The 25,138-nt window shown below is 42.0% G+C and carries 24 protein-coding genes; all 24 read left to right on the forward strand.

What is annotated here, in order from left to right; genetic code table 11:
- Nucleotides 1-6 precede the first annotated feature (6 nt).
- Entirely contained in the window at nucleotides 7-1,878 is a 1,872-nt protein-coding gene (gene gspD, locus DFP79_RS13675) for a type II secretion system secretin GspD (protein WP_133504507.1), read from the forward strand.
- A 74-nt stretch (nucleotides 1,879-1,952) separates the two neighbouring features.
- A complete protein-coding gene (locus tag DFP79_RS13680; protein ID WP_133504508.1) occupies nucleotides 1,953-2,540 on the forward strand; it encodes an LPP20 family lipoprotein in 588 nt (195 codons plus the stop codon).
- Between the two features lie 278 nt (nucleotides 2,541-2,818).
- Nucleotides 2,819-3,214: a flagellar basal body rod protein FlgB gene (flgB, locus tag DFP79_RS13685; RefSeq protein ID WP_133504509.1), complete on the forward strand. Its 396-nt coding sequence runs from the start codon at nucleotides 2,819-2,821 to the stop codon at nucleotides 3,212-3,214.
- A 2-nt stretch (nucleotides 3,215-3,216) separates the two neighbouring features.
- Entirely contained in the window at nucleotides 3,217-3,666 is a 450-nt protein-coding gene (gene flgC / locus DFP79_RS13690) for a flagellar basal body rod protein FlgC (RefSeq protein WP_133504510.1), read from the forward strand.
- A gap of 10 nt (nucleotides 3,667-3,676) precedes the next feature.
- The gene (locus DFP79_RS13695; RefSeq protein WP_133504511.1) at nucleotides 3,677-4,387 is read left to right on the forward strand and encodes a flagellar hook assembly protein FlgD; all 711 of its coding nucleotides are present in this window, start codon (nucleotides 3,677-3,679) and stop codon (nucleotides 4,385-4,387) included.
- A gap of 13 nt (nucleotides 4,388-4,400) precedes the next feature.
- Nucleotides 4,401-6,074, forward strand: a complete 1,674-nt coding sequence (locus DFP79_RS13700) for a flagellar hook protein FlgE (RefSeq protein ID WP_133504512.1) — start codon at nucleotides 4,401-4,403, stop codon at nucleotides 6,072-6,074.
- Nucleotides 6,075-6,229: 155 nt separating this feature from the next.
- The gene (gene flgF, locus DFP79_RS13705; protein ID WP_133504513.1) at nucleotides 6,230-6,967 is read left to right on the forward strand and encodes a flagellar basal-body rod protein FlgF; all 738 of its coding nucleotides are present in this window, start codon (nucleotides 6,230-6,232) and stop codon (nucleotides 6,965-6,967) included.
- A 24-nt stretch (nucleotides 6,968-6,991) separates the two neighbouring features.
- On the forward strand, nucleotides 6,992-7,777 hold the full coding sequence (flgG, locus tag DFP79_RS13710) for a flagellar basal-body rod protein FlgG (RefSeq protein ID WP_133504514.1): 786 nt from the start codon (nucleotides 6,992-6,994) through the stop codon (nucleotides 7,775-7,777).
- A gap of 18 nt (nucleotides 7,778-7,795) precedes the next feature.
- Complete coding sequence (flgH, locus tag DFP79_RS13715; protein WP_133504515.1) at nucleotides 7,796-8,464, forward strand: flagellar basal body L-ring protein FlgH; 669 nt, start codon at nucleotides 7,796-7,798, stop codon at nucleotides 8,462-8,464.
- Nucleotides 8,465-8,498: 34 nt separating this feature from the next.
- Complete coding sequence (locus DFP79_RS13720; RefSeq protein WP_133504516.1) at nucleotides 8,499-9,593, forward strand: flagellar basal body P-ring protein FlgI; 1,095 nt, start codon at nucleotides 8,499-8,501, stop codon at nucleotides 9,591-9,593.
- Nucleotides 9,594-9,607: 14 nt separating this feature from the next.
- Nucleotides 9,608-10,624 (forward strand): flagellar assembly peptidoglycan hydrolase FlgJ, encoded by a 1,017-nt coding sequence (gene flgJ, locus DFP79_RS13725; protein ID WP_133504517.1) that lies wholly within the window; start codon nucleotides 9,608-9,610, stop codon nucleotides 10,622-10,624.
- 120 nt (nucleotides 10,625-10,744) lie between these two features.
- The gene (gene flgK, locus DFP79_RS13730; RefSeq protein ID WP_133504518.1) at nucleotides 10,745-12,724 is read left to right on the forward strand and encodes a flagellar hook-associated protein FlgK; all 1,980 of its coding nucleotides are present in this window, start codon (nucleotides 10,745-10,747) and stop codon (nucleotides 12,722-12,724) included.
- A gap of 11 nt (nucleotides 12,725-12,735) precedes the next feature.
- A complete protein-coding gene (gene flgL / locus DFP79_RS13735; RefSeq protein WP_133504519.1) occupies nucleotides 12,736-13,950 on the forward strand; it encodes a flagellar hook-associated protein FlgL in 1,215 nt (404 codons plus the stop codon).
- A gap of 17 nt (nucleotides 13,951-13,967) precedes the next feature.
- Nucleotides 13,968-15,509 carry an HD-GYP domain-containing protein gene (locus tag DFP79_RS13740; RefSeq protein WP_133504520.1) on the forward strand — a complete coding sequence of 514 codons (1,542 nt, stop codon included), beginning with the start codon at nucleotides 13,968-13,970 and terminating at the stop codon, nucleotides 15,507-15,509.
- A 210-nt stretch (nucleotides 15,510-15,719) separates the two neighbouring features.
- A complete protein-coding gene (locus DFP79_RS13745) occupies nucleotides 15,720-16,538 on the forward strand; it encodes a flagellin N-terminal helical domain-containing protein (RefSeq protein WP_133504521.1) in 819 nt (272 codons plus the stop codon).
- 486 nt (nucleotides 16,539-17,024) lie between these two features.
- Nucleotides 17,025-17,840: a flagellin N-terminal helical domain-containing protein gene (locus DFP79_RS13750; protein ID WP_133504522.1), complete on the forward strand. Its 816-nt coding sequence runs from the start codon at nucleotides 17,025-17,027 to the stop codon at nucleotides 17,838-17,840.
- A 60-nt stretch (nucleotides 17,841-17,900) separates the two neighbouring features.
- Nucleotides 17,901-18,350 carry a flagellar protein FlaG gene (locus tag DFP79_RS13755; RefSeq protein ID WP_133504523.1) on the forward strand — a complete coding sequence of 150 codons (450 nt, stop codon included), beginning with the start codon at nucleotides 17,901-17,903 and terminating at the stop codon, nucleotides 18,348-18,350.
- Between the two features lie 36 nt (nucleotides 18,351-18,386).
- Nucleotides 18,387-19,781, forward strand: a complete 1,395-nt coding sequence (gene fliD / locus DFP79_RS13760) for a flagellar filament capping protein FliD (RefSeq protein ID WP_133504524.1) — start codon at nucleotides 18,387-18,389, stop codon at nucleotides 19,779-19,781.
- A gap of 19 nt (nucleotides 19,782-19,800) precedes the next feature.
- On the forward strand, nucleotides 19,801-20,184 hold the full coding sequence (gene fliS / locus DFP79_RS13765) for a flagellar export chaperone FliS (RefSeq protein WP_133504525.1): 384 nt from the start codon (nucleotides 19,801-19,803) through the stop codon (nucleotides 20,182-20,184).
- A gap of 20 nt (nucleotides 20,185-20,204) precedes the next feature.
- Nucleotides 20,205-20,519, forward strand: a complete 315-nt coding sequence (locus tag DFP79_RS13770) for a hypothetical protein (protein ID WP_133504526.1) — start codon at nucleotides 20,205-20,207, stop codon at nucleotides 20,517-20,519.
- Nucleotides 20,520-20,521: 2 nt separating this feature from the next.
- Nucleotides 20,522-22,606, forward strand: coding sequence for a motility associated factor glycosyltransferase family protein (locus DFP79_RS13775; protein ID WP_166637711.1), 2,085 nt, complete (start codon nucleotides 20,522-20,524; stop codon nucleotides 22,604-22,606).
- A gap of 10 nt (nucleotides 22,607-22,616) precedes the next feature.
- Nucleotides 22,617-23,642: a pseudaminic acid synthase gene (gene pseI / locus DFP79_RS13780; RefSeq protein ID WP_133504528.1), complete on the forward strand. Its 1,026-nt coding sequence runs from the start codon at nucleotides 22,617-22,619 to the stop codon at nucleotides 23,640-23,642.
- On the forward strand, nucleotides 23,624-24,604 hold the full coding sequence (locus tag DFP79_RS13785; protein ID WP_133504529.1) for a PseG/SpsG family protein: 981 nt from the start codon (nucleotides 23,624-23,626) through the stop codon (nucleotides 24,602-24,604). Before pseI ends, DFP79_RS13785 begins: the two co-directional genes overlap by 19 nt.
- Entirely contained in the window at nucleotides 24,604-25,137 is a 534-nt protein-coding gene (locus DFP79_RS13790) for a GNAT family N-acetyltransferase (RefSeq protein WP_133504530.1), read from the forward strand. The genes DFP79_RS13785 and DFP79_RS13790 overlap by 1 nt, the downstream gene beginning before the upstream one ends.
- Nucleotide 25,138 lies beyond the last annotated feature (1 nt).

A 25,138-nucleotide genomic window follows, 5' to 3' on the forward strand; every position in this document is an offset into this window, starting at 1 on the left:
GTATCTGTGATTAATGTAGTAAAGAGAGCGTTACTTGTTTCGCTATTGTGTCCGATATTGGCTTTTGCGCAAACTTGGAAAGTTAACCTTCAAGATGCGGATATAAATTTGTTCATCCGACAGGTGTCTGAAATTACCGACAAGAGCTTTATAATCGACCCTCGGGTAAAGGGTAGAGTCACCGTTATTTCTAATGCGGATCTAGATAAAGATTCAGTGTTTAAACTGTTTTTATCGGTTTTGTCGGTTCATGGGTATGCTGCGATCGAATCCGATGAAGGAATTAAAATTTTACCTCAAAACGTGGCTAAGCAAGGTGGTTTGACATTTGATAAAGATGGTCGGACTGCCGGTGAGCTTTTGGTTACGCGCGTTATCCCAATTACGAATGCGGTGGCTTCAGAACTTGTTCCTATTCTACGTCCTCTTATTCCTCAATACGGACACCTTGCCGCAGTAAATGAAGTGAACGCTCTGATTATTAGTGATCATGCGGCCAATATTCGAGAACTAGAAGACATCATTTCTCGTTTGGACAGCACGGTAGAAGGCCAAATACGTGTCGTTAAACTACAGCATGCTTGGGCAGGTGATCTGATCGAAATGCTGAGTCAGCTTGTGGAAGGTGCAGAATCAGGTAATGGTAGAAAGAGCTCTAGTTCTAATTCGAGTAAAATTATTGCGGATGAGCGTACAAACCGATTGGTGCTAAAAGGAAAAGAAGCGACATTGGATCAGATAGAGGGGTTGATACAGCAGTTGGATCAGCCGTCTGATTCTACCACTCGTTTGAAAGTAATACCGCTTCGCTATGCGGATGCAAAAACGACAGCAGAGCTTATCACGGGATTGCTCAGCGCTGAAAAAACAGCTCAAAACTCAGAAAGACCTGAAAGCTCTTTCGTTCAGGCTGATGAATCCTTGAATGCGCTTGTAGTCAGCGCAGAGCCTAATGTGATGGCTGATATAATGGGAGTTCTTACGGAATTAGATATTCCGAGAGCGCAAGTGTTAATCGAAGCCATCATTGTTGAAGTTAAGATGGAAAGCTCAGATGCGCTGGGTTTTCAATGGTTGTTTGGCGATACATCTGATTCGACGACGCCAGTTTTAGGTACTAATTTTAGTGCCGCTGGTGGAAGCTTGAGTGATATTGCGACATCGGTTGTGGCAGGTACGCCAACGTTATCTAACGGCATAACCGTGGGAGCGGCGTCGTTTAACAGTGACGGTGATTTGAATATGGCGGGGATACTGCAGGCCATACAGAGCAATTCCAACTCAAACTTGTTGTCTACCCCTAAAATTATGACACTTGATAATCAAAAATCTAAAATTCTTGTAGGGGAGACTCGTCCGTTTCAAACGGGGGGATATTCTGATTCCAGTAGCAGTGCTTTTGTGACCACGTCCCGTGAAGACATCGGTTTGACCTTGGAAGTAACGCCTCATATCAATGCAGACAATGAGGTTAAAATGGAAGTGAGTCAAATCGTAGAAGCCGCCTCGCCAGAAGCAAGTTCTCTGGGTACGATTACTACCAAACGAGAAATCGAGACAACGGTTATTGCAGGTAACCGTAAAACCATCGTTCTAGGTGGATTAATAGAAGATAATGTTGTTGAAGTTGAACAAAAAGTACCGTTATTGGGAGATATTCCAATTCTTGGGGCGCTGTTTAGAAGTACGTCCTACGAAAATAATAAGAAAAATTTGCTGGTTTTCATTAGGCCAACTATATTGCGCAATGCTGTTGATGCGGAGCAAATGGCGCAATCAAAATACAATTCGTTTAGATCAATTGAGCTTCAGATGCCAATTGAGGCGACGCGTGCAGATTCATTAGACGGTTTGTTTAACAATCCGTTGGTTCAATAATAGTCTTTGTGGTTTAGTATTATGCTATGAGCATAATTCAATGATTAACGGTGCTTGCATAGAGGGATATGGAAATGAAATTAAAGTTTTTGGGTTTGGGCCTTGTTGCTCTTACTGTCGTTGCTTGTAGTTCAACAGAAGTTAAAGAAGAAGCTGCGCCTGTAGCCGCTTGTATTTTTGCTGATGGCTCAAATCAAGCTGCGCCTGAGTGGGTGTGTGGTGCTCCTATTGAAGGTATGAGTTTGTCGGCCGTCGGATACAGTGAAAAATCAGCTGCGGGCTACAACTATATGAAGCAAATGGCAGCCACATCTGCGCGAGTTGAGTTGGCACAAGTGTTGAGTGTTGATGTTCAAAATATGGTGAAGCAGTATGTGGAAACCACTGGAGCAGGTGAATCAGAAACAGTGGATCGCGTAAATTCTGTAGTGACTAAGCAGATCACTGAGCAATCATTAATCGGCTCTCAGGTCGTGCGTCAAATGCCTACGCCATCAGGCGGTATTGTTGTCGCAGTAGGTTTGGACCCTGAACAGGCGGGTTCACTTTCTGAGTCGATTCTGCGTACATCAATGAAGAATAACGCCGCTTTGTTTCAAAAAATTCAAGCTGAAAAAAGCTTTGATGAGTTAGCCGCAGAAATCGCGAAACGCCAATACTAAGATGTGACTCTCAGTGGCACTTTGCCATTGATGTTGTATCCGAAATTTTCTATAAGCCTTGTGGTGATTCCACAAGGCTTTTTTATTGCCGCTTTTTGCCACTGTATTCATTTAATCTGTTGCCGCTTTACCGTTTTTATATCTACTTAATGCGATAAGTCCGCATGAGCAGTGGTTTTTGGAAATTGGCATTTTAATTGCTTTGTTAAAGATAAAATTCGGTTTAGAACCTATTAGAAAGTCATAAATTGGCTGGTTTAGATAAATTTGAGGGTAGTATGGCAATCACATTTCAACAAGCTTTTGCAGGACATGATGAAACGCTTAAGTTTCGCAGTGCAAGAGCATCTGTTTTAGCGAACAACATTGCGAATGCAGATACCCCTCATTACAAAGCCAGAGATATTACATTTGATTCTATGCTGCAAAGCGAAGTTAATCGTTTGGATTTAGCGGGCAGTGATGATCAGCATATCGCTGGCTCTAGCACATTTGGAACAGATGATGCTTTGCTCTATAGAAACCCAAGCCAACCGTCGTTAGACGGCAATACAGTTGATATGCAGCGAGAGCAGGCAGAGTTCGCTCAAAACGCATTGCAGTTTGATACCAGCTTTTTGTTTTTAGAACGAAAAGTGAGTGGTATGAAAAAAGCAATTTCTGGAGGTCAATAATCATGTCATTAAATAATATTTTTGCGATTTCCGGTTCTGCAATGAGCGCACAAACGATTCGTTTAAATACTGTTGCCAGTAATATTGCAAACGTTGACAGTGTTGCTAGCTCTGTTGATGAAACGTATCGCGCACGCAAGCCTGTTTTTTCTGAAATGATGGAAGAGTCTATGCGAGCTCGTGGGTGGCGAGATGTTTCAGATGATGATCTACAATCTGGTGTGGGTGTGCATGTCGCAGGGATTGTTGAATCCGATGCGCCCTTGAATCCACGTTATGAGCCGGACCATCCAATGTCGAATGAAGAAGGCTATGTGTTCTACCCGAATGTTAATCCAGTCGAAGAGATGGCCGATATGATGTCCGCAACACGCTCTTTTCAGACTAATGTTGAAGTAATGAATTCTGCGAAGAGTATGATGCAAAAAATGCTGACTCTTGGGCAGTCCTAGGAGATAAATAATGGCTGATACAACTGCAACAACGGGGCTGAATTCGTTAATTTCGCAATACGGTACTGATTCGGCAAAGATTAAAGCGGGTATTACGACGGACTCTAGTGCAGAGACATCGTCAAGTGATTCGCTTGCTGACAAAAATGTGTTTATGGAGCTTTATATCGCTCAATTGAAAAACCAAGACCCGACTGAGCCTCAAGAGACGGGAGATATGGTTTCTCAGATGGCGGAATTTAGTTCACTAGAGCAGCTGACAGAAATGTCTTCGAGTCTTACCTCTATGTCAGAGGCTTTGGTGTCCAGTCAGGCGCTGACTGCTTCAACGTTGGTGGGTAAGTATGCTTACGTTGATCAAGATACTATTTCATACGATGGAAGTAATTCCGCTAGTATTAAGGTGTCTATTCCAACCGACTCAACTTCTACTTCTATCAGTATTACTGATTCTAGTGGTAATGTAATAAGAAGCGGCAGTCTTGATTCTGATGGTAAGTATACGTGGGATGGTAAAGATGATGCAGGAGAAGATGTTGCTGCGGGTGATTATAATATTGTCGCAACCTCAAAAAATGTGTCGGGTGAATCAACTCAATTGACAGCGCAAGTTGCCAGTCGAATTAACGGTGTTAGCTTAAATGGTACTGATGGTACATCACTGAATATTAATGGTTATGGCACACTAAAATTAACAGATACAATCGATATCATCGGTTAAGCGGAGAATTGTTATGGGTTTTAATACAGCACTTTCAGGAATTAAAGCATCCGCTGACTATTTAGGAGTCACGGGTAACAACATAGCGAACGCTGATACAACGGGCTTTAAAAAATCTCGAATTGAATTTGGTGACTTGTACAATACCAATGTTATAGGTTCAGGCAGTAGTAATACCATTGGTAGTGGTGTCAGTGTGAATAACATTGCACAAGATTTCTCTGCTGGTAACTATAATGATACAGGGAATAATCTTGATGTAGCTGTAGATGGCAGTGGTTTCTTTGTTATCGACGAAGGTGGTGTGCAAACCTACTCCCGAGCTGGCGATTTTAAGTTAGACGAAGATGGTAACCTAGTTACTAATGATGGTGGCTTTGTTCAAGGTTACAATGCGGTAAATGGTGCTATTGGTGGTACATTAGAAAACCTACAAGTGCCTACTGAACGTATAGCGCCTCAGGCAACGACAGAAGTAGATATTCAGGTGAACCTTAATTCATCGGATGAAGATGTACCGGCTTATATTGCTCAGTCTTTTGATCCGACTGATCCTGATACTTATACTTATGCTCAAACAACAACTCAAACTGATGGCGCGGGCGATCAGCATGTAATTACACTGTACTATGCTAAAAGTGAAGACCCAAATACTTATCAAGTCTATGCAACTGTTGGTGGTGAGCTTCAAGATTCTACAGGTACAGATTGGCTTGCTGCGGATACATTTGTTACATTCGATGATGCTGATGGCACGACTAGTGGTACGGCATATTCCGCAATATACAGTGGTAACACTGGGCCGGGGGTGGGGGATATTGGTACAACCTTAGCTTTCACAATTACTGGTACTGATGACGACGGCGATACGCTAACACGAACGTTTGATCCCGCTGTAGCGGGTGACGTAACAACTCCTGAAGGTAATGCTCGGGAAAGCTTTGATCCAGATGATCCTGAAACATATACCTACAATAACACTAATACAATTTATGATTCATTGGGTGAGTCGCATACTATAGGTTACTATTTTATCAAACAGGGTGAGAATAACACTTGGGAATTAAAGGTGACCGTTGATGGTGAATCAACGGATTCAGATGGAAACCTCTTTTTGCCTGAGGATACCATTGTTCAGTTTGATTCAAGTGGTAATTTGACTGGGACTTTTACAGGCTATGAGCCTTATACAACGCCAGTGCCTGCAACGGATTTAACTATAACAGGCTGGGATCCAACAAACTTAGCAGGTGAGATAGAGCTTTCGTTTACGGATTCAACTCAATATGCAATTACGAGTACAGATACGTTCGGGCAAGACGGGTATGCGGCAGGTGAGTTGCAAGGGGTGAGCTTCGACGAGGATGGGTATCTGATTGCTACTTATACTAATCAGCAAACAGCAACGTTAGGGCAGATCGCGCTAGCAACCTTTGATAATACGGATGGGTTGTCTCCTTCTGGCAATACAGGTTGGGTGGCAAGCTCTAGTTCTGGGGCGGCAAATATCGGCAAGCCGAATACAGGAACTTTGGGAAGTATTAAAGGGGGGTCGCTTGAGGAATCAAACGTTGACTTGACCTCCGAGCTCGTTGCGTTGATTGAAGCTCAGCGAAATTACCAAGCGAACTCTAAGACGCTAGAAACAGAAAATACTGTAACTCAGACGATTATTAACCTTCGTTAAGCTCTAAACGTTTTATATCGAAGAAATTTAAACCGGCGAAAGCCGGTTTTTTTATGTCTATGGTTTGTTTTTAAAGTGTTTTTTAAAGATGGCATGGGTTTTGAATAATGTATTGTTAATTGTTCGATAGATAACACTGTTAATTGGAGTACGTGATGGATAGAGCTTTGTATTTGGCCATGAGTGGAGGCACTCAAGTGATGAATGCACAAGGTATTCACGCGAATAATTTAGCCAACGTCGCAACGACAGGTTTTCGAGCAGATTTTGAACAGGCTCGTTCTATGCAGGTTAATGGTGATTATTACCCTTCGCGGGTGTACGCAATGACAGAGAACCCCGGAACAAGAATGGAAAGAGGGGTGATGATTGAAACGGGTCGGGATATGGATATTGCGATACAAGGCGATGGTTTTATTGCCGCTATGGATGAGACAGGCCAAGAAGTATACACACGTGCTGGAGACCTTCAGCTAACGCCTTCTGGACAGCTTGTTACCGGAACGGGGTTGCCTGTTCTTGGGAGTGCTGGCCCCGTTTTCCTTCCGCCTTTGGATGCGCTGCATGTTGGAGCGGATGGAACTATTTCGTTTATTCCTCAAGGTGGCGATGCGACACAAACGACATCAATAGGGCAAATTAAACTTGTAAATACGGACGCTGAAAACCTTACCAAAGGAAATGATGGGCTTCTTAGAACTAAGAATGGTGAGCCTCTCGATGCAGATAACAATGTAAAGGTGATTTCTGGCTTTCTTGAAGGCAGTAATGTTAACGCCGTAGAAGAAATGACGGAAATTATGGAACTTGCCCGTCGTTTTGAGATGAATATTAAAGTGATGGATTCCGTTAGACAAAACGCCACAGCATCGGCGAAAGTCTTAGAGCGCTAGTAGAATTAAATAGGTAGTAGACATATGCAAACAGCACTTTGGACAGCAAAAACCGGCTTAACGGCAATGGACAAACAGCTAAGTGTAATATCTAACAACTTAGCAAACGTATCCACAACAGGCTTTAAAAAAGAACGTGCGGTGTTTGAAAACTTAATGTATCAGACGTTAAGAGCGCCTGGCGGCCTGAGTGCACAAAACACTGAATTGCCGTCGGGTTTGCAAGTGGGAGCCGGAGTTCGAGTTACGGGCGTGCAAAAAAACTTCGCTGAAGGTGAGTACAATGTTACCGATAGAAACTTGGATGTTGCCATTCAAGGGGCTGGTTTTTTTCAAATAACTCGAAATGACGGTACGACAGCCTATACACGTGATGGGTCATTTCAATTGAATAACCAAGGCCAGATGGTTGATTCCACTGGTAATCTTCTTGATCCTCAAATATCGTTTGATGCGGACGTCGTTGATATCACGATAGGTGAAGACGGTACGGTCTCTGTTCTTCGTGCTGGTGAAACAGACCAAGAAGAGGTCGGGTCGATTACCATTGCCAACTTCATTAATCCCGCGGGTTTGTATTTCTTGGGCGGAAACCTCTATGAAGAAACATCCGCGAGTGGTGCGCCTATTGTCGGTGTTCCAGGAGAAGATGGGCTTGGAGAGCTTGGTCAAGGAATGCTTGAATCCTCTAACGTAAACTCAGTGGAAGAGCTTGTTACTATGATTACAACCCAGCGGGCTTACGAAATGAACTCTAAGGTCATCTCAACGGCGGATGGTATGCTTGGATTCGTGACTCAGCAATTATAATAATTACGGGCTAGATAAATGAATCGTTATAATTCTCTTTTACTCGCTATTCCTATCTTATTAGCTGGCTGTGCGGCTGTTGAGCCTGCACCCAAAGCAGACGATCCTTTTTATGCGCCAGTTGTACAACCCACCCTGAAATACTCAAAATCGGCGGATGGCGGTATTTATCAAGTGGGAATGGGGGATGTGTTTTTTGGCGATAAGAAAGCGCGAAGTGTAGGGGATATTCTGACGGTGACTTTGTCTGAAAGCACCAGCTCGACTAAAAGTAATGCTGCAAACCTGAGTAAAGAGTCTTCCGCTACTATTGGGAACCCTACCATTTTAGGGGTGCCAATTGGCTTAGATACAACTGTGCCTTCTATTACCTCCGAATTCGCGGGAAGTGCAGACGCAAACCAAAGCAATAGTTTAGTGGGCAGTATTACGGTAACGGTGTTTGAAGTGTATCCTAATGGTTTGCTTGCTATCCGTGGTGAAAAGTGGATTACTCTGAATCAGGGGGAAGAGTATATACGCTTGTCTGGGTTGGTCAGAGAAGAAGATATTGGAGCGGATAATACGGTACAATCTAATCGACTGGCTGATGCACGAATTGCTTATTCTGGTACGGGCGAATTGGCTGCGGGCAGCGAACAAGGATGGTTGACCCGATTTATAAATTCAAAATGGATGCCTTTCTAGCAACGATATACTAAACGAGATTTCGGCAATGATAATGAGATACTGTGTACGCCTTACCCTTTTCATTACTCTGTTGGTGTCACAGTTGTCATTGGCCGATAGAATAAAAGACATAGCTTCTGTCGCGGGCGTGCGTGAAAACCAGCTATTTGGTTATGGTTTGGTGATAGGTCTTAATGGCACTGGTGACAATACTGATTTTACGGATCAAAGTTTTCTGAGTATGTTGAACCAGTTCGGGATTAATTTGCCTGCTGGAACGAACGTTGACGCGGACAATGTTGCAGCGGTTTCCTTGACCACAACGCTTCCTCCTTTTTCTAAACCGGGTCAGCAAATTGATGTGACCGTATCCTCATTGGGCAATGCGTCCAGTCTTCGAGGCGGGACTTTATTGCTTTCAGCGCTAAAAGGAGCTGACGGTGAGGTGTATGCGATAGCGCAAGGAAATCTCGTTGTTGGCGGTTTAGGAGCTCAAGGCGCTGATGGCTCACGATTGTCGATTAATATCCCTACGGTCGGGCGCATACCCAACGGAGCATCGGTTGAAAAAGTTGTTCCAAGCAGCTTTAACCGTGGTGATACGCTTACTTTCAATCTTAATAGGCCGGATTTCACCACCTCAAAACAAGTTGCCGATAAAATTAATGGGCTTTTGGGGCCGGGAGTGGCGACGACGCTGGATGCGACTTCCATTCGTGTGACAGCCCCGCGAGATCCCTCTCAGCGAGTAACGTTTCTTTCTATATTGGAAAATTTGGAAGTTGAAGTGGGAGAGGAACGGGCAAAGATCGTCATAAATTCACGTACCGGCACAATTATAATTGGCCAGCATGTAAAAGTATCACCAGCGGCTGTGACTCATGGTAGCCTGACGGTAACCATCAAAGAAAACCCTGAAATTGGTCAACCAAATGCTCTCGCGGGTGGTGAGACTATTTTAGCGCCTCGTACTGAAATAACGGTGGATGAAGACAGTGGACATATGTTTGTGTTCGATCCAGGAGCATCGCTTAACGACATTGTAAGAGCGGTCAATCAAGTGGGTGCTGCGCCTGGGGATGTGATGGCGATACTTGAAGGGCTGAAACAAGCCGGTGCAATTAATGCAGATTTGGTGGTCATTTAGGCTGAGGTGAGCAGATGAGTCGAATTGGTGCTAATGAATTTTTTGCGGATTTTTCATCGCTGGCGAAATTAAAAACACAGTCGAAAAAAGACCCTGATGCCGCGTTAAAGCAGGTAGCAAAAGAGTTTGAATCCATTTTTATCAATATGATGTTTAAGAACATGCGCAGTGCCAATGAAAATATTGGTACTGATTTGTTTAGTTCGAGCCAGATGAAACATTACCAAGAAATGATGGATTCACAAATGTCCCAAAACCTTGCCAATAATGGCGGTGTAGGGCTAGCGGATGCACTTATTCGTCAGCTGTCTAGATCCAGTGGATTAGAAAAAGCGGACGACGCAACATCGTCAACGAGTTCAGATTCCGATTGGTTAGCGCAATTAAATAAAATTGACTCAGGGCAACTGAATACGATGATCAAGCTCGCTGCGGATAATGCAGCGAGAGATGCGCAAAGCAATAGTGCTCGCCAAGCAGATAGTGTTTCGGGGAGCGAACTTAGAAATAAAACATCTTTGGATGAGCCGTCAAATACTTCAATTCCTGTAAAAGAGGTTGTTTTTGGTTCTCCAGAAGCTTTTGTTGAGCAGTTGTGGCCGCTAGCTAAACAGGCAGGAGAGACTATCGGTGTTGATCCGAAAGCAATCCTAGCGCAAGCTGCTTTAGAGTCAGGATGGGGAAAACACCCAATCGCGAAAGACGATGGCACGGCAAGTTTTAATCTTTTTGGTATTAAGGCGGATTCGAGGTGGTCTGGCGATAAAGCGGTCGTAAACACTTTGGAATACCGTGATGGTGTTGCTAAGCAAGAAAAGGCAGCCTTTAGAGCGTATTCTTCTTTTGAAGACAGTTTTAATGACTATGCGGACTTCTTGAACGCCAGTGAGCGGTATAAAGATGCCCTTCAGGCCGGAGATGATGCCGCAATGTTTGCCGCTTACTTGCAAAAAGGCGGGTATGCAACCGATCCTAATTATGCGAACAAAATTCAAAATATCCTTTCAAGTAAATGGTTTAACAGTCTTTAGCCTATGATTAGGCAGCTTTCGCATCTTAGGATTAAAGTGTTTAAAAATTGGTAAAGTAATTGCATAGCATACCGATATAGTGGTTATCAGCCGCGTTAAATTGCTTTCAGAGGTTTTGCTATGGGTACCAGCCTATTAAACATTGGTCTTTCCGGTCTTCAATCCAGTTCGGCTAGAATATCAACGGTAGGTCAAAACGTTTCTAATGTTGATACCGAAGGCTACAATCGACAAGAAACCTCCACCAGTAGCGTTTTAGGTGGAGGGGTTAAAATAAATGATACCTCTCGTCTGGTCGATCAATTTCGTAATCGACAAGTCTGGTCTGATAACTCTCAGCTTAATTATTACAAAACCTATTCTTCCATGATGGACAATATGGACAATGTTGTTGGAGAGGATAGCGTTTCACTAAATACTTATTTGAGTCAGTCGTTCACTGATTTACAGACTGCAAACAGTGACCCTAGTTCAAGCTCCGCTAGGAATACAGCGTATTCTAGTTTTGAGGGACTTGTTGAGCGATATAATGAGATGGCCTCGATCATCGAAGATCAAAAATCAACAGTGGATAAACAAATTACTGCTGTCGTTGATGAGGTCAATGAAATAACCAGCCAAATTTCTAGCTTGAATACTGAAATCCTGAAGCAAGAAACTCAAACGGGTACGACTGCAAATGAATTGAGGGATCAGCAAGAGCTGCTTGTGACGAATTTGTCGAGCTATCTTGAAGTTGAAGTGTCATATGATGACAGTGATTTAATGACAGTAAAGCTTGCTGGAAGTACGCCGCTTGTTCTTCAGGGGCGCTCTAACGATATTTTGCTAGAGAATGAATCATCGACCTCGGATAGCTTAACTTTAAAGGTTGATTTTGGATCTCATGAGGTGGGAGGTTCGACAGAAGATATCGGTGGAGGGTTAGGCGCGCTTATTGATTATCGTGATGAGTTCAGTCAAGAGGCTGAGCGTACATTGGGGCTGCAAGCTTTAGTCTTGGCGGATTCTCTAAATGCTCAAAATAACCTTGGCCTAGATGCAGATGGTAACTACGGTAACGATCTGCTGTCGACTGGTGAAATCGCAGTGGCAGCTAGTGATGATAATGGGTTTAGTAGTGGTGATATTAAGGTAAGAGTTACTGAAGGTGCTTCGAATGAGCTGACTTTGAACTCGTACGAGCTTGAAATGATTTCGAGCACTCAATTTGTTGTGAATACCTATGATTCAAATGGAAAGGTGGTCGAACAATCTGACATTGTGGATACGACAACAGCGACACCGAATTCGGATGGCTATTTCGAAGTTGACGGTTTCGGAATTGAAGTAGAATTTGATGCTGGAGGAACTTATTCAACGGATGATAAGTTCTCCTTTATACCTACTGAAAGCGCTGCTAAGAATCTTGAATTGACGGCAGTTAACGGTGACGATTTCGCACTTGCTTCTCCTATTTCTGTATCTAAATCGTCTTCTAACTTATCTGATGTCGAAATCAGTATCTCAGCAATCACCAACTTAGATCCTGCAACTTCTGGGTTTAGTGCTAGCGAAGGGCTGGATGCATCAGCTCCTCAGTCTATTGTCTTTACGCCAGACAGTTCTACCTATGAAGTTCGAGACGGTGCAGGAAATACTTTAGCGACTGTCGCTGGCGTTACGGACTATACTAACCTTCTTGATCAGGCGGGTCTTGCAGACAGTGCGGGTTATGATATCTCCGTATCTTCGGCTCCTAAAGCTGGAGATGAGTTCACCATTGAATTCAATGTGGACAGCGAGAACGACAATTATAATGGTTTGTTGCTAGCCGAGGTTCAAAATGCGTCTTTGGTAGAGGGAAGCGCAACGTTAACAGAGGCTTACTCATCTTTTGTGACAAGCGTTGGTAGTTTAACGTCGACTTTATCGTCTAACGAGGCTGCAGCTGAGACTGTGTATAACCAGTCGGTTAACAGTAAAGATCAGATTTCAGGTGTTAGCTTAGATGAAGAAGCGGTTAATCTTCTTCAATACCAACAATCTTATTCAGCCGCTGCTCAAGTTATTTCGGCAGCTAGAACGACATTCGATACACTATTAAGTGTAGTGGGTTAAAGGAGATCGCTATGAGAGTGACTAATCACACAATGTATACGCAAACGGCGCAGTCATTGCTTAAAGCGAATGAACGCTACCTTAAAATTAATGAAAAAATTGCTGAAGAATCCAATATCGTACGCCCAAGTGACGATCCTAATGGGGCTGGGCAGGTACTGAACTATCAAGCAGAAAATGCACTCAATGATCAATATGAAAAAACAATGACGTTGGCAAAAAATGCACTGGATTATGAAGAAGTGTCATTGGAAAGCTTAAATACGTCTATGGATAGCGCAAATGTTTTGCTAATACAGGCTCAAAACTCAGCATACAGCACTGCAGACCTTAGCTCTATAGCAGATGAGCTTTCTTTGATTGTTGAGTCTATGGCTGATTTAATGAACTCCAAGGATGCTGGCGGTAACTATATATTCTCTGGTTCTGATTCTTCTAGCCCTACTATGTCATTGAATGGGTCAGGGGAGTATGTATATGGTGGGAATGAAACGCAAAATAAGGCTCAAATTGCCGACGGTGTTTCAATTCCTGTCAATGATACTGGAAAAAAGATTTTTCAAGATGTCTGGACTCGCAACACATTTTCAGCTTCTGTTACAGCGGGCGGTGCTACATTAACGTCGTTGGTTGATGATCAGGATGCTTACAATCGATTTGTTGATGAGAACTATGATGCAATAACACCTGCAAATAATACTTATACCCTCACAAGTACAGTAGGAACGCCGAATTCATATAGTTTTACGGACGCAAGCGGAAATGTAGTTGATTCCGGTACCTATCAGGATGGAAACGAGATCAACGTTAATGGAATGTCGTTTTCTTTGGATAGTGCAGGGGCGACAGTGTCTGTGACGCTTGATACGCCTACACGAGATAATGTTCTCAATGAGTTGAATGATACGATATCTGTATTACAGGACCCTAATGCAACTGATGCAGAAAGAACGGCTGCGTTGAGGAACGCTACTGAGAGCATAGAGAATACTCAAGAGACTGTGGGTACGGCGATATCAGAGGTTGGCTCTAGAAAAAATACAATTAGTAGTCGAGAAAGTTATATAGCGTCAAAAGAAATTTCAAATGAACTTGCGATGAATGAAATTGCTGGAATAGATGTGAGTGAAGCGGCGACTGAGTTACAGTCGGCTAACTCTGCAATCAGTGCGACTCAATCTTTATTTACACGACTTGCAAACTTGTCTTTATTTAATAGTCTTTAATTTTTTAGGGATTTTGTGTGTCGATAAAAGATGTAGATCATTGTTTCGGAGTAGACATAAATTTTGGATATTTCGATTTATCTGAGATTTTAGACGCTATCAGAATAAAAGATGATGTGCTGAAGGATTCTCGAGTCACAGGCTTGGTCAAGAAACATTCAAAAAAACATCAAATTGTTAACGTTGTTATGCGTCAGGTGGCGCTAGATGAACTGAAACCTTTGTTAAATGATTCCTTTCTATCTTATGACCCTTATTTTAAAGAATCATCTATTGCCGGATCTCAGCGAGAGCGAAGATATGACGCTGAAGAGCGGTTTTTGCTTTTATGCCTCTCTATTGCAATGGGGAAGTCTGTCCGAAGTATACGTCGTCTAAACAAACGTTATAATTCCAGCTATCTGCGTGAGATGTATCCAAAAGGCGTAAGTCTTTATCGTTATCTTAGAAGGATGCTAAATGATCAAACTCGAGATTACATAATGGATTACAAATCGGGTAAATACGATGAGCTGCCTCAAGAGGACGCTGTAGAGGGTGCTCCCCGAACGCGAGAAGTGAATAGCGATACTGAAGAGATGTCTTCAGATTCTCAGTCGGCAACTGTATTAGCAAAAGAAAAGGTTATAAGAACTTTACCTTTCAGAGAAGAGGTAGACTCTGCGTCAGATTTGATGGAAGAGGGTTTGAGGCTGATCCAAAGCCTTTTCGAATCTGTTCGTCGTGGAGATGTATCAGAGTTAGCCCAACTCGAGCAACTATGTAAGAAAATTGACCATTCATATCGCCGCAACCCCTACGCACTATTGGTTTTAAGGCACATCAAAAATTCAGATAACTACTTAGCACAACATATGATGGGAGTAGCCGTTTTGTCTTGTCACATGGGGCACGAGTTGGGGTTGTCTTCGGATTATATACAGGCCATTACGTTAGGCGGATTGCTAATGGATATAGGTAGATCAAAACTACCTAAAGAAATGATGAATAAGGCTTCAAAGCTGACGGAGATGGAATTAGGACTCTTTCATAAGCATATTGATTTTGGGCAAAGAATTTTGTCAAGGTTTGAAAAGTTACCAAAAGTTGCTTATCTCATGTTAGCAGATCATCATGAAAAGCCTGATAGCACAGGCTACCCTAAAAACAAAGAAGGCTCTGAAATAAGTATTTACGGAAAGATTGGTGCGATTGTGGATGCCTATGATGCGATGACGTCAGAACAGACTCACAAAGCTTCAATGGGAGCGATAAAAGCCCGCCAAATTTTGTTAAAGGAAAGTGGAGTGTCCTTCGACAAAGAAATTACGGCTGTATTTATTAGGAGTATAGGCGTTATTCCGGTGGGCAGCTGTGTTCAGCTATCAAACGGGAGGATTGGTTTTGTTATGACTCTTAACAAAAAAAAGGAACCGTCCTTAGTGCGTCAGGTTTACAGCTTGTCTAGCAACACATTGATGTCTGCAACCGATATGCAGGTTGATGTAGTGGACGTAGAAGTTGTCAAAGAAGTTAACCCCTCCAACTTTAATATTCAATTTACTCGCTATATTTTCTAATATTTTCTAAAGATATTCTCCTAGTTGACGATAAATTTTTCATCGAACTAGCATGTCTAATTTTCGCGATAGAAAATCTAAAAAAAGTTAAAAAAACGTTAAAGCTTTTTTAAGATGATCCGATAAATAGAATATGCAAAGGGCAACCAAATAACTAACTAAATCAAACGGTTGCTATAAAGAAAAGATTCAAATTCTAGGAGAATTATCATGGCTTTATATGTAAACACAAATACCTCTTCTTTGAATGCTCAGCGTCAACTTACCAACTCTGGTAATGCGTTGGACACTGCATATCAGCGTTTGTCTTCTGGTTTGCGAATTAACAGTGCAGCAGATGATGCGGCAGGGCTTCAGATTTCAAACCGTTTGACTTCACAGATTAATGGTTTGAATCAAGCTGCTCGTAATGCAAATGATGGTATATCTCTAGCTCAAACAGCAGAGGGTGCGATGGATGAAACAACAAGTTTGCTTCAACGTATGCGTACCTTGGCTGTTCAATCTGCGAATGGCTCCAATACTGATTCTGACCGTGTTGCAATTCAAGAAGAAATTACACAGCTAACCGCTGAAATTAACCGAATTGCTTCTACCACAACGTTTGGTGGACAAAATCTTTTGGATGGCACTTACAGCGGTGTTTTTCAGGTGGGTGCAGACGCTAACCAAACGATTTCTTTTGCGATCGGCGGAGCGGACCTAAGTACATTGGGGGTTGCGACGCCATCTGTTTCAACTGCTGCTAATGCTCAACAACTAATTTCAGATATTGATAGTATGATCAGTACTGTAGACAGTACTCGTGCTGAATTAGGTGCCGCTCAAAACCGCTTCACTTCGACAATTAATAATTTGACAAACATTTCTGAGAATGTTTCTGCTGCACGTTCACGTATTCGTGATGCGGATTTTGCGACAGAAACTGCGAACTTAACAAGTGCTCAGATTCTTCAACAAGCGAGTTCGACAATATTGTCTCAGGCGAATCAACGTCCTCAAACTGCCTTGTCTTTACTGGGAGGCTAATTTTAAAAAATAAAAGCGGCATAAAAGCCGCTTTTATGAAGAGATAATTCGAATACGGGAGGTAAGAGGTTTAGGCGATCGTATTCGAATCTTTTCGCTTCTCTCTCCTAGAAGTGATTTTGGCTAAGTGTTGGCGCACTTAGCCTTTTTTATGGGGATATTATCTCCATACGTAATTTCTTTTGCACCTCTCGTGCCAACCTTTTATAGAGGTTGAAAATCTATATCTGACTTTGGTTTAGGGTTGGAGGCAGGTGATTTTTTATATTTCTAAGTTACTGATATGAAAAAGGTTGCCAATCTATATGGATATTTTTTGCCTCATTGGGCAAAAAAAAGTCTTTTTTTTCTAAAGCTATCTATTTTCGGGTCGTTATCTTTAATAAGAGGATTTTAAATTTGTGTATATTTTGGAGGTTGGCGCCTTCGATACACATAACGAGTCTGTTTTTACAGACTTAAAATGGCGAAAATTAGGAGGCTGTTATGGCTTTATACGTAAATACTAATACTTCATCATTGAACGCTCAGCGTCAATTGACGAATTCGGGTAATACCCTCGATACTGCATACCAGCGCTTGTCTTCTGGTTTACGCATAAACAGTGCGGCAGACGATGCAGCGGGTTTGCAAATTTCTAACCGTTTAACTTCACAGGTTAATGGTTTAAACCAGGCTGTGCGTAATGCGAATGATGGTATCTCTCTTGCTCAAACGGCAGAAGGTGCAATGGATGAAACAACCAGTATGCTTCAACGTATGCGTACTTTGGCTGTTCAGTCTGCGAACGGATCTAATACTGATTCTGACCGTCAAGCATTGCAAGAAGAGATTGGTCAGCTAGCAGCGGAAATCGACCGAATTGCTTCTACCACAACTTTTGGTGGTCAAAATTTGCTTGATGGTAGTTATACTGGCAGTTTCCAAGTTGGTGCAGACGCTAACCAGACGATTTCTTTCGCGATCTCTGGTACGGATATGAGTACTTTGGGTGTTGGTTCACCTTCGGTTTCAACCGCTGCGAATGCTCAGCAGTTGATTACAGATATTGATAGTATGATTAGTACTGTAGACAGTACTCGTGCCGAACTTGGTGCAGTACAAAACCGTTTTACTTCTACTATTAATAACTTGAGCAACATCTCTGAGAATGTATCGGCTGCTCGTTCTCGAATTCGTGATGCTGACTTTGCGACAGAAACTGCCTCGTTGACTAGCGCGCAGATTCTACAACAGGCTAGTTCAACAATTCTATCTCAGGCTAACCAGCGTCCTCAAACTGCGCTATCATTATTGGGTTAATTGGGTAGTTCTCAAAAGCTGGGGCTGCGCTCCAGCTTTTTTGTTTTGTAGGAGGTTAAAATGTCTATTAGTTCAGATGTGTCTAAACAGGCCTTTAGTCAATTGCAGGCTTCTCAAGAAGCTCAGGCTACAACGGCTAGAGACTTTAAAGAAGCTTATAAACGAGACTCTCAAGTAGTTCAGAAAACAGCCGATACAGATCATACCGCATCGGATAATAAAGAATCGGGTGAAAATCATACAGGTGACGAATCTAGCAATATTTCTTCTCAGCTTGAAGATCTAAAAGCTGAAGAAGTAAATCAAAAAATGCGTCAACTTAATGTTTCGATTTCGTTTGAAACCTCCGAAGATGGTGAAAGCAATATTGTAAAAGTTCTAGATAGGGAAACTGGCGAAACAGTTCGCCAAATTCCAACGGAAGAATTTTTAAAGATTTCAAAGAGAATCGATGAGATTTTTGATGAAGTAAGCGACCTGAAAGGTAGCTTGGTTAATAGTGAAGTATAATTTAGCCTAGATGTTCAAATTGAAGAGAGAGGGCTTATGTCAGTTTCGTCGTTAGGAGTTGGGTCTGGTTTAGATCTGCAGGCTTTACTCGATAATATGGTAAGTGTTCAACGTGACACAAAAGTTTCGGCATATAATGAAAAGATCAGTGACTATAAGTCTGAGGTCTCTGCTTATGGTGCGATAAAATCTGCACTCGAGACTTTCCAAGAAACGGCAGACAAGTTAAATGATACTGATTTGTTTACTGGACGAACTGCATCGCTTACTCAGCCAGACTCTGGAGACTTAGTTTCTGTAACAGCAAGCGAGGATGCTTCCAATGGATCTTATGAAATATCTGTATCTCAACTTGCGCAAGGTAGCCGAAGTGTTAGTGGAAGCGGATTATTCTCATCAACTGATGACGTAGTAAGTGCAATAGGAGGGGATTTAACCTTCACCGCTGGATCCGAAACATTTACTGTTTCTGTTGGAGCTGGAGCTACGCTTTCTGAACTTCGAGAACAAATAAACGACGACGAAGATAATTTTGGTGTTTCTGCAAACCTTGTGGATGATGGGAGTGGAAATGTTTACCTCACATTAAATTCAAGTGTTACAGGCAGTGGTAATGATTTGGTTGTTACAAATACTGACGAAACGCTAGATTCAGTTTCATCAGTTGCTACAGGTACAGGGAGCGCTGGTTTAAGTATTGGGTCAGAAGATGGTGCTCAGGATGCTATTATTACGGTTGATGGGATTGATATAAACAGTGACTCAAATACCTTTGAAAACGCTATATCAGGGCTTACTATTAAGGCGTTAGCTGAGTCTGAAACGGGCAGTGATAGTAGTTTAGAGACCGCATCTGCCTCTATTGATTTCGATACAGATTCAGTTCAAGAGACGCTTGAGAGCTTTGTTGAGTCTTACAATTCACTTTTATCGACATTCGAAAAATACACAGGGACAGGTGATATATTAAATGGAAGTAGCCTTGTACGAGGTATGGAATCGGCCCTTAACTCAGATCTAATGACTACGTTTGATGATGCAGGTAGTTTATCATCCATATTTGATATCGGCATAGAGATGGATGACGATGGTAGCTTATCTCTAAATTCAACTGATTTTGAAGAGGTAATGGAGTCTAGCTTTGATGATGTAGTCACTCTATTTGCTGGAGACACCGGGATTGCTAACATCATGTCTGAGTATTTGGAGGATTTTACAGGATCTGGGGGGCTTGTTGAAAGCTTAAGTAGCTCTGCTCAGGAGTCCGCCGACGATACACAAGAGACCCTCGAATCTTTTGAATATCGTATGGATTTATATGAAGAACAATTAAAAACAAAGTTTTCGAATTTGGATACGTTGCTTGCAGGTCTCAATAACAGTGGTACGGCTTTACTTACAAGCCTAAGTAACTTATCAAATCAATCTTAAGCTTTAGAAAGAGGTGAAAATGTACGGAAATAAGGGCATCCAAGCTTACAAACGAGATTCTCTAAAGTCTGACTTGGCGAGTGCTAGTCCTCATAGGATTATTCAGCTTCTTATGCAGGGTATTCTAGAACGAGTGGCGCTAGGGAAAGGGTGTATTGAACGTAAAGATTTTCAAGGGAAATCGGCTTCCCTTGGCCGAGCGATTGAAATTATAAACTCTCTTAGAGATGCTCTTGAACGGGATGCTAACCCCGAATTGGTTGATAACTTAGATGCATTGTATGAGTATATGATAGACCGTATTCACGCCGCCAGCCTTGAAATGAACACCGAAATTTTAGACCATGTGTCAAGCCTTATGCTAGAAATAAAAGGTGCTTGGGATCAAATTGCAGACGCTTAACTCGTTCTGTCGGGGAGTTTATGTACGTATTAAATAAAGATTTACCCGATAAAATCAAAAAACTGTATGCTTTCCATGAAAATTTAGTTAACGCGTTAATAGAAGACAACATTTCGAAAGCGAATGAGATATCCAAATTTATAGATGTTGAACTAAGGTCTATATCAAGTGAGCAGCTTCGTCGATATGAAAATGAGCTACGTCTCTACCTTGAACAACACTTGAAAATAATCCAATCCGTTGAAAAGCTTCGCTCTGAGAGTTTAAAAGAGCGTGCCGAGTTGTCAAAAAAACGAAAATCAGCTGGTAGCTATATGGAAACAAAAAAGCTATGAACATGAATCACTCTAGTACTAGTAAAGAACAGCTTATTAAGCGTTTTCATCAGGGCGTAGAGCTATTAAAAGATAACGATCAGGTTTTTACTGACCGATACATTCGAAATGTCGAAGTTTTCAAAACCTATTTTCCAGATATTTATCAGGTGATGGACGGTTACTCTCCTATCAAGAAATCGGTGTTTCTTGAGGAAGATGGAGGCCTAAATTTATTTGATACCGAAAACGAGACTGTTTTGTTTACAGATCAGCCATTCTCGATGGTTATTGATAACGTTAAGGCACAACTAAAAAAACCTCATCGGACGGAATTAAAGATAGGGAAGGGCTCTAATAAAACCCGTCATGAATTTTATATGGATAAGTTCTCTGCGTATTTGGATAAATCTTATGATGAGGTTTCCGCACAAGAAAGTATGCCGGAATATGTCCCTTCTATGCTCATGTTTGGCCTCGAATTTGGCTATAACCTTTATTTCCTGTACCAAGAAGTAGACATACAGAACTTATACATATATGAGCCGGATTTAGATTTTCTCTATTATTCTTTGTTTACGATAGAGTGGCTGGATATTGTCGAAAAGGCGAACCAATTAGACGCTAGGATACATTTATCAGTAGGTATTACAGAACAGGAATTTGTCGACAAATATTATCCTTATATATTTAGAAAAGGGCTTTATTTGGCGCCGGTTACTTACATGTACTTTTCTCTATCATTTAGAGAAATGAAAGATGCCGCAAAAACTTTTTCGGAACAATACGCTCGGCAGGTCTATGGTTGGGGTTTTTTTGACGATGCGATGATTGGCGTTTCTCAATCGATTGCAGCGCCTTCAAATAAAGAGTTTTTTACATCTCATTATCAACCTAATGATCGCTCTTTACGTGATATTCCTATTTTTATTGTCGCTAATGGACCGTCACTCGATCAAAATATAGATTTTATTCGTCAACATCGAGACTCGGTAATATTGGTATGTTGTGGAACAACAATCAATACCTTGCATAGATTAGGTATTAAGCCTGATTTTCATGTTGACGTAGAAAGGATGCGAATTACTGTTGATAAGATTGAGTTAGTGCCTGAAGAGTTTCGAAAAGGAGTTGCGGCACTTACGGCGAATGTTATTCATCCGGATTTCTATAAGTTATTTGACCGTGTAGGAGTAAGTTTAAAGCCAGGGGAAGTCGCATCGACTATTATGCAGAAGTTAGCGAAGAGTTCTGATCTCGAGTTACCCTTGCTATTTAATTCCGCTCCGATTGTGGCAAATACCGCACTTGCGTACTTTACAATGATGATGTTCAGGAATATCTACCTTATTGGTGTGGATTGTGGTTTCAAGGATAAAGATCATCATCATTCTATTCACAGTGGCTATTATAAAGATGGAAAAAATACTCATTTAATACATTACTATCATAGACGCCTTGACGAAGTTGAAGGGAATTTTGGTGGTGTTTTTTATACCGACTTTGTTTTTGGAAATTCCAAACTTTATTTGGAAACAGCTGTAGCATATGCAAAAAAGACGGACAGAATGTTCCGCTGCTATAACATGTCTGATGGTGTAAAAATTGAAGGTAGCATCCCTCTTAGGCCAATTGACTACCTCCCTTCTTCCCCCTTAAGGGATAGAAAAAGCATAATTGATAAGATATTTAGTACGCATTTTACTGGTAGTGAAAGCTTAGGAAGTTTATCAGAAGAGTTTGCTAGAATGGAGAGTGAGCTAGATTCATTATTTGCTTACATGAAGTCTGGTTGGGTGGACAGTGAGGATTTAAGTCGGGCTGCTGTTATGAGGCGTTTGGCGGAATTTAATGACTCAATAGGCAACTACTACAATACAGACTTCCATGCTATATATGAGTTAGTTATAGGTTCGTTCACTTACTTCGCATGTTATATGTCACTATTTCTATATCAAAATGAACATGATTCATCTGTGCTTGAGGATACTCAGGTTATGTATGACCATTGGTGTGATTTTGTTGATGAAATGAAAGAAATGTTTCATGACGTCCACGAGTTTATAGACAAAGGTGACAGCGCTTTAATGGCGAAATATAACGCGTAGAGAAAAGTAAATGTTACTAGATATCAAAGGTCCATTTGTAATTGCCGAACTATCCGGTAATCACGGCAAGAGCTTCAATGTTGCGAAGCAGATGATTTACGCCGCCTATGAGTCTGGGGTGGACGCAATTAAGCTGCAAACCTATACGCCAGATACAATGACACTTAATGTATCGACAGGTGATTTTCTCATTGGCGAACAAGATAGTCTTTGGAAAGGACGAAACCTTTACGATTTGTATGGCGAAGCAGCAACACCTTGGGAGTGGCATAAAGAGCTATTTGATTATGCGAAGTCTCTTGGTCTTATTGCGTTTAGTTCACCCTTTGACTTGAGCGCAGTCCAGTTTCTAGAAAGCTTGGAGGTACCGTTATATAAAGTCGCTTCATTTGAGCTTACTGATCTTCCTTTAGTGAGGGCGATTGCTAAAACCGGTAAGCCAACTATTATGTCGACAGGTATGGCTAGTATTGACGACATACAAGATGCGGTAAATGAGTTTCGTAAATTTAGTGAAGCTAAGCTCACGCTTTTAAAGTGCACTAGTACCTATCCTGCAAGAGTTGAAGATACCAATCTTCTGACTATTCCTGATTTAGCGAAGCGCTTTGGTTGTGACGTTGGCCTATCTGACCATACTCGTGGTATTGGAGTGTCCGTTGCCTCTATCGCATTAGGGGCAACTGTTATAGAAAAACATTTTGTCTTAGATAGAACCGCGGGAGGCGTGGATGCCGAGTTTTCAATGGAGCCCGCCGAAATGAAGTTGCTTGTAGACTCTGTTAAGCAGGCATATTTTGCGTTGGGCTCTGTTCATTATGGTGGTTCTGAGGCGGAACAAGCGGCTAAAAAGTATCGACGCTCTATCTATATTGCTAAGGATATTAAGGCTGGAATGGAACTGACGTCAGATAATATCAGAATCGTACGCCCTTCTTTGGGCCTTGCTCCTAAGCATTGGGACGAAGTGCTTGGGCGCAAAGTGTCTAAAGACCTACAGGTAGGACAAGCATTGTCGTGGGATCTTCTGGAGTAAGTGTCGTTATACGTGCCGATGCATCTCAAAGCATTGGCATGGGGCACAGGGTTAGGTGCTCTGTACTAGCGGATGTTTTTAAAAGAAAGGGCGCCGATGTACGTTTTGTTACTCGGCCAGACTGCGTTTATGATGAAGCTGATTTGCTTATAAAAGACGAAGCGTCTTGGCTTTCTATTTCATCGCAGGCAGACATCGCTGTCGTTGATCACTATGGATTTGATCGAAATATGATTGCTCAAACTTATGAGTCCCAACCGAACATGCTTGTTCTGGACGATAATAATAACCGTGGTGCTCTAGATGCGCGATGGTTGTTAAACCCACTCACCCTTTCCTATAACACTTCCCGTATTCAGCACCCCTTTGTTGGCCCTAAATATGCGTTGCTGCGGCCTCAGTTTGCAGTGCTTAAAAATCTCAATGTAGAGCGTCGAAAACTACTCTTAACGTTCGGTGGAAGCGACCCATTAAACCTGACGCTTCCATTTATTAAATCATTGTTAAGAAAAGGCTTTTCTTCCAACGACATGCTCGTTATGGTAGGAGGATTAGCTGAGCAGAGAGATCTTATCTGTTCACTTTGCGATGAGCGCTCCATTGAGCATTATGTCGATACGTCTCGTGTTGCTTCTTTGATGTCCATTAGTCGGTACGCATTGTCTGCTGCAGGCGGCACATTGTTTGAATTAGCCTGTATGGGGGTTCCTAGTTACTTTATTCAAGTTGCTAGAAATCAAAAAGAGGCTCTGCAGGAGCATACAGCATTGGGGTGGTGTACCTCGGCAGACTTTTCTCAAGGTTTTAGCGACGAGGATGTTTCAAATGTCGTTGATGGTGTTATGTTGAACTGGAATCGTCCTACCATATCAGACCAAGAGAGTATCGCGCGTTGTGCCGTTGATGGAGTGGGTTCTTCTCATGTTGTTAACCAGATGTTATCAAATTTAAGAGATAATTAATGAATTCGTTCTCGCGCTATCAAATTTTATTTCGACCTGTCGTTAAAGAAGATATAGAGCAGTTGAGGCTTTGGCGAAATCGAGAAGACATCCGTTCTGTGATGGCAAGTGATAGTGTTGTAAGTGAAGAGCAGCAGTCTGTTTGGTTTGCCTCGCTTAGCTCGTCGTCTAAAGTGCACTTTAGTTTGAGCTTTCGTGGTGAACTAATCGGTTATGCAAATGTGACCTTTAAAGACAACCTTGCTGAAACCGGGTTGTATATTGGCCACGATAAATATCGAGGTACATTTTTATCTTTTTGTGTCGGCTTCGGTTTAAGTGAGTGGTGCTTCGAACAATCGAATATTGAAGAGATTAAAGCGACGGTTTTATCGACGAATGAGGCGGCTTTGAGGTACAACGAATCTCTGGGTTATCAAAAAAAGAAAGAAGAAGGTGGGTGGGTGTATTTAACGAAGTCCCTGACGGAGCTTGAAGGGGCTAAACTAAAGTTATCCTCCCTCCTAGAACGTTTCAATGATCAAAAATCATAAG

Source organism: Marinomonas balearica (assembly GCF_004362145.1).
Classification (GTDB): domain Bacteria; phylum Pseudomonadota; class Gammaproteobacteria; order Pseudomonadales; family Marinomonadaceae; genus Marinomonas; species Marinomonas balearica.

Coding starts and splice junctions, on each gene's coding strand:
- flgB (WP_133504509.1), top strand. CDS start 2,819: ATGGCAATCACATTTCAACAAGCTTTTGCAGGACATGATGAAACGCTT.
- flgC (WP_133504510.1), top strand. CDS start 3,217: ATGTCATTAAATAATATTTTTGCGATTTCCGGTTCTGCAATGAGCGCA.
- pseI (WP_133504528.1), top strand. CDS start 22,617: ATGTTACTAGATATCAAAGGTCCATTTGTAATTGCCGAACTATCCGGT.
- flgG (WP_133504514.1), top strand. CDS start 6,992: ATGCAAACAGCACTTTGGACAGCAAAAACCGGCTTAACGGCAATGGAC.
- DFP79_RS13700 (WP_133504512.1), top strand. CDS start 4,401: ATGGGTTTTAATACAGCACTTTCAGGAATTAAAGCATCCGCTGACTAT.
- DFP79_RS13750 (WP_133504522.1), top strand. CDS start 17,025: ATGGCTTTATACGTAAATACTAATACTTCATCATTGAACGCTCAGCGT.
- DFP79_RS13720 (WP_133504516.1), top strand. CDS start 8,499: ATGAGATACTGTGTACGCCTTACCCTTTTCATTACTCTGTTGGTGTCA.
- flgF (WP_133504513.1), top strand. CDS start 6,230: ATGGATAGAGCTTTGTATTTGGCCATGAGTGGAGGCACTCAAGTGATG.
- fliD (WP_133504524.1), top strand. CDS start 18,387: ATGTCAGTTTCGTCGTTAGGAGTTGGGTCTGGTTTAGATCTGCAGGCT.
- DFP79_RS13695 (WP_133504511.1), top strand. CDS start 3,677: ATGGCTGATACAACTGCAACAACGGGGCTGAATTCGTTAATTTCGCAA.
- DFP79_RS13680 (WP_133504508.1), top strand. CDS start 1,953: ATGAAATTAAAGTTTTTGGGTTTGGGCCTTGTTGCTCTTACTGTCGTT.
- flgL (WP_133504519.1), top strand. CDS start 12,736: ATGAGAGTGACTAATCACACAATGTATACGCAAACGGCGCAGTCATTG.
- DFP79_RS13745 (WP_133504521.1), top strand. CDS start 15,720: ATGGCTTTATATGTAAACACAAATACCTCTTCTTTGAATGCTCAGCGT.
- DFP79_RS13770 (WP_133504526.1), top strand. CDS start 20,205: ATGTACGTATTAAATAAAGATTTACCCGATAAAATCAAAAAACTGTAT.
- DFP79_RS13775 (WP_166637711.1), top strand. CDS start 20,522: ATGAATCACTCTAGTACTAGTAAAGAACAGCTTATTAAGCGTTTTCAT.
- flgH (WP_133504515.1), top strand. CDS start 7,796: ATGAATCGTTATAATTCTCTTTTACTCGCTATTCCTATCTTATTAGCT.
- DFP79_RS13755 (WP_133504523.1), top strand. CDS start 17,901: ATGTCTATTAGTTCAGATGTGTCTAAACAGGCCTTTAGTCAATTGCAG.
- DFP79_RS13790 (WP_133504530.1), top strand. CDS start 24,604: ATGAATTCGTTCTCGCGCTATCAAATTTTATTTCGACCTGTCGTTAAA.
- flgJ (WP_133504517.1), top strand. CDS start 9,608: ATGAGTCGAATTGGTGCTAATGAATTTTTTGCGGATTTTTCATCGCTG.
- fliS (WP_133504525.1), top strand. CDS start 19,801: ATGTACGGAAATAAGGGCATCCAAGCTTACAAACGAGATTCTCTAAAG.
- flgK (WP_133504518.1), top strand. CDS start 10,745: ATGGGTACCAGCCTATTAAACATTGGTCTTTCCGGTCTTCAATCCAGT.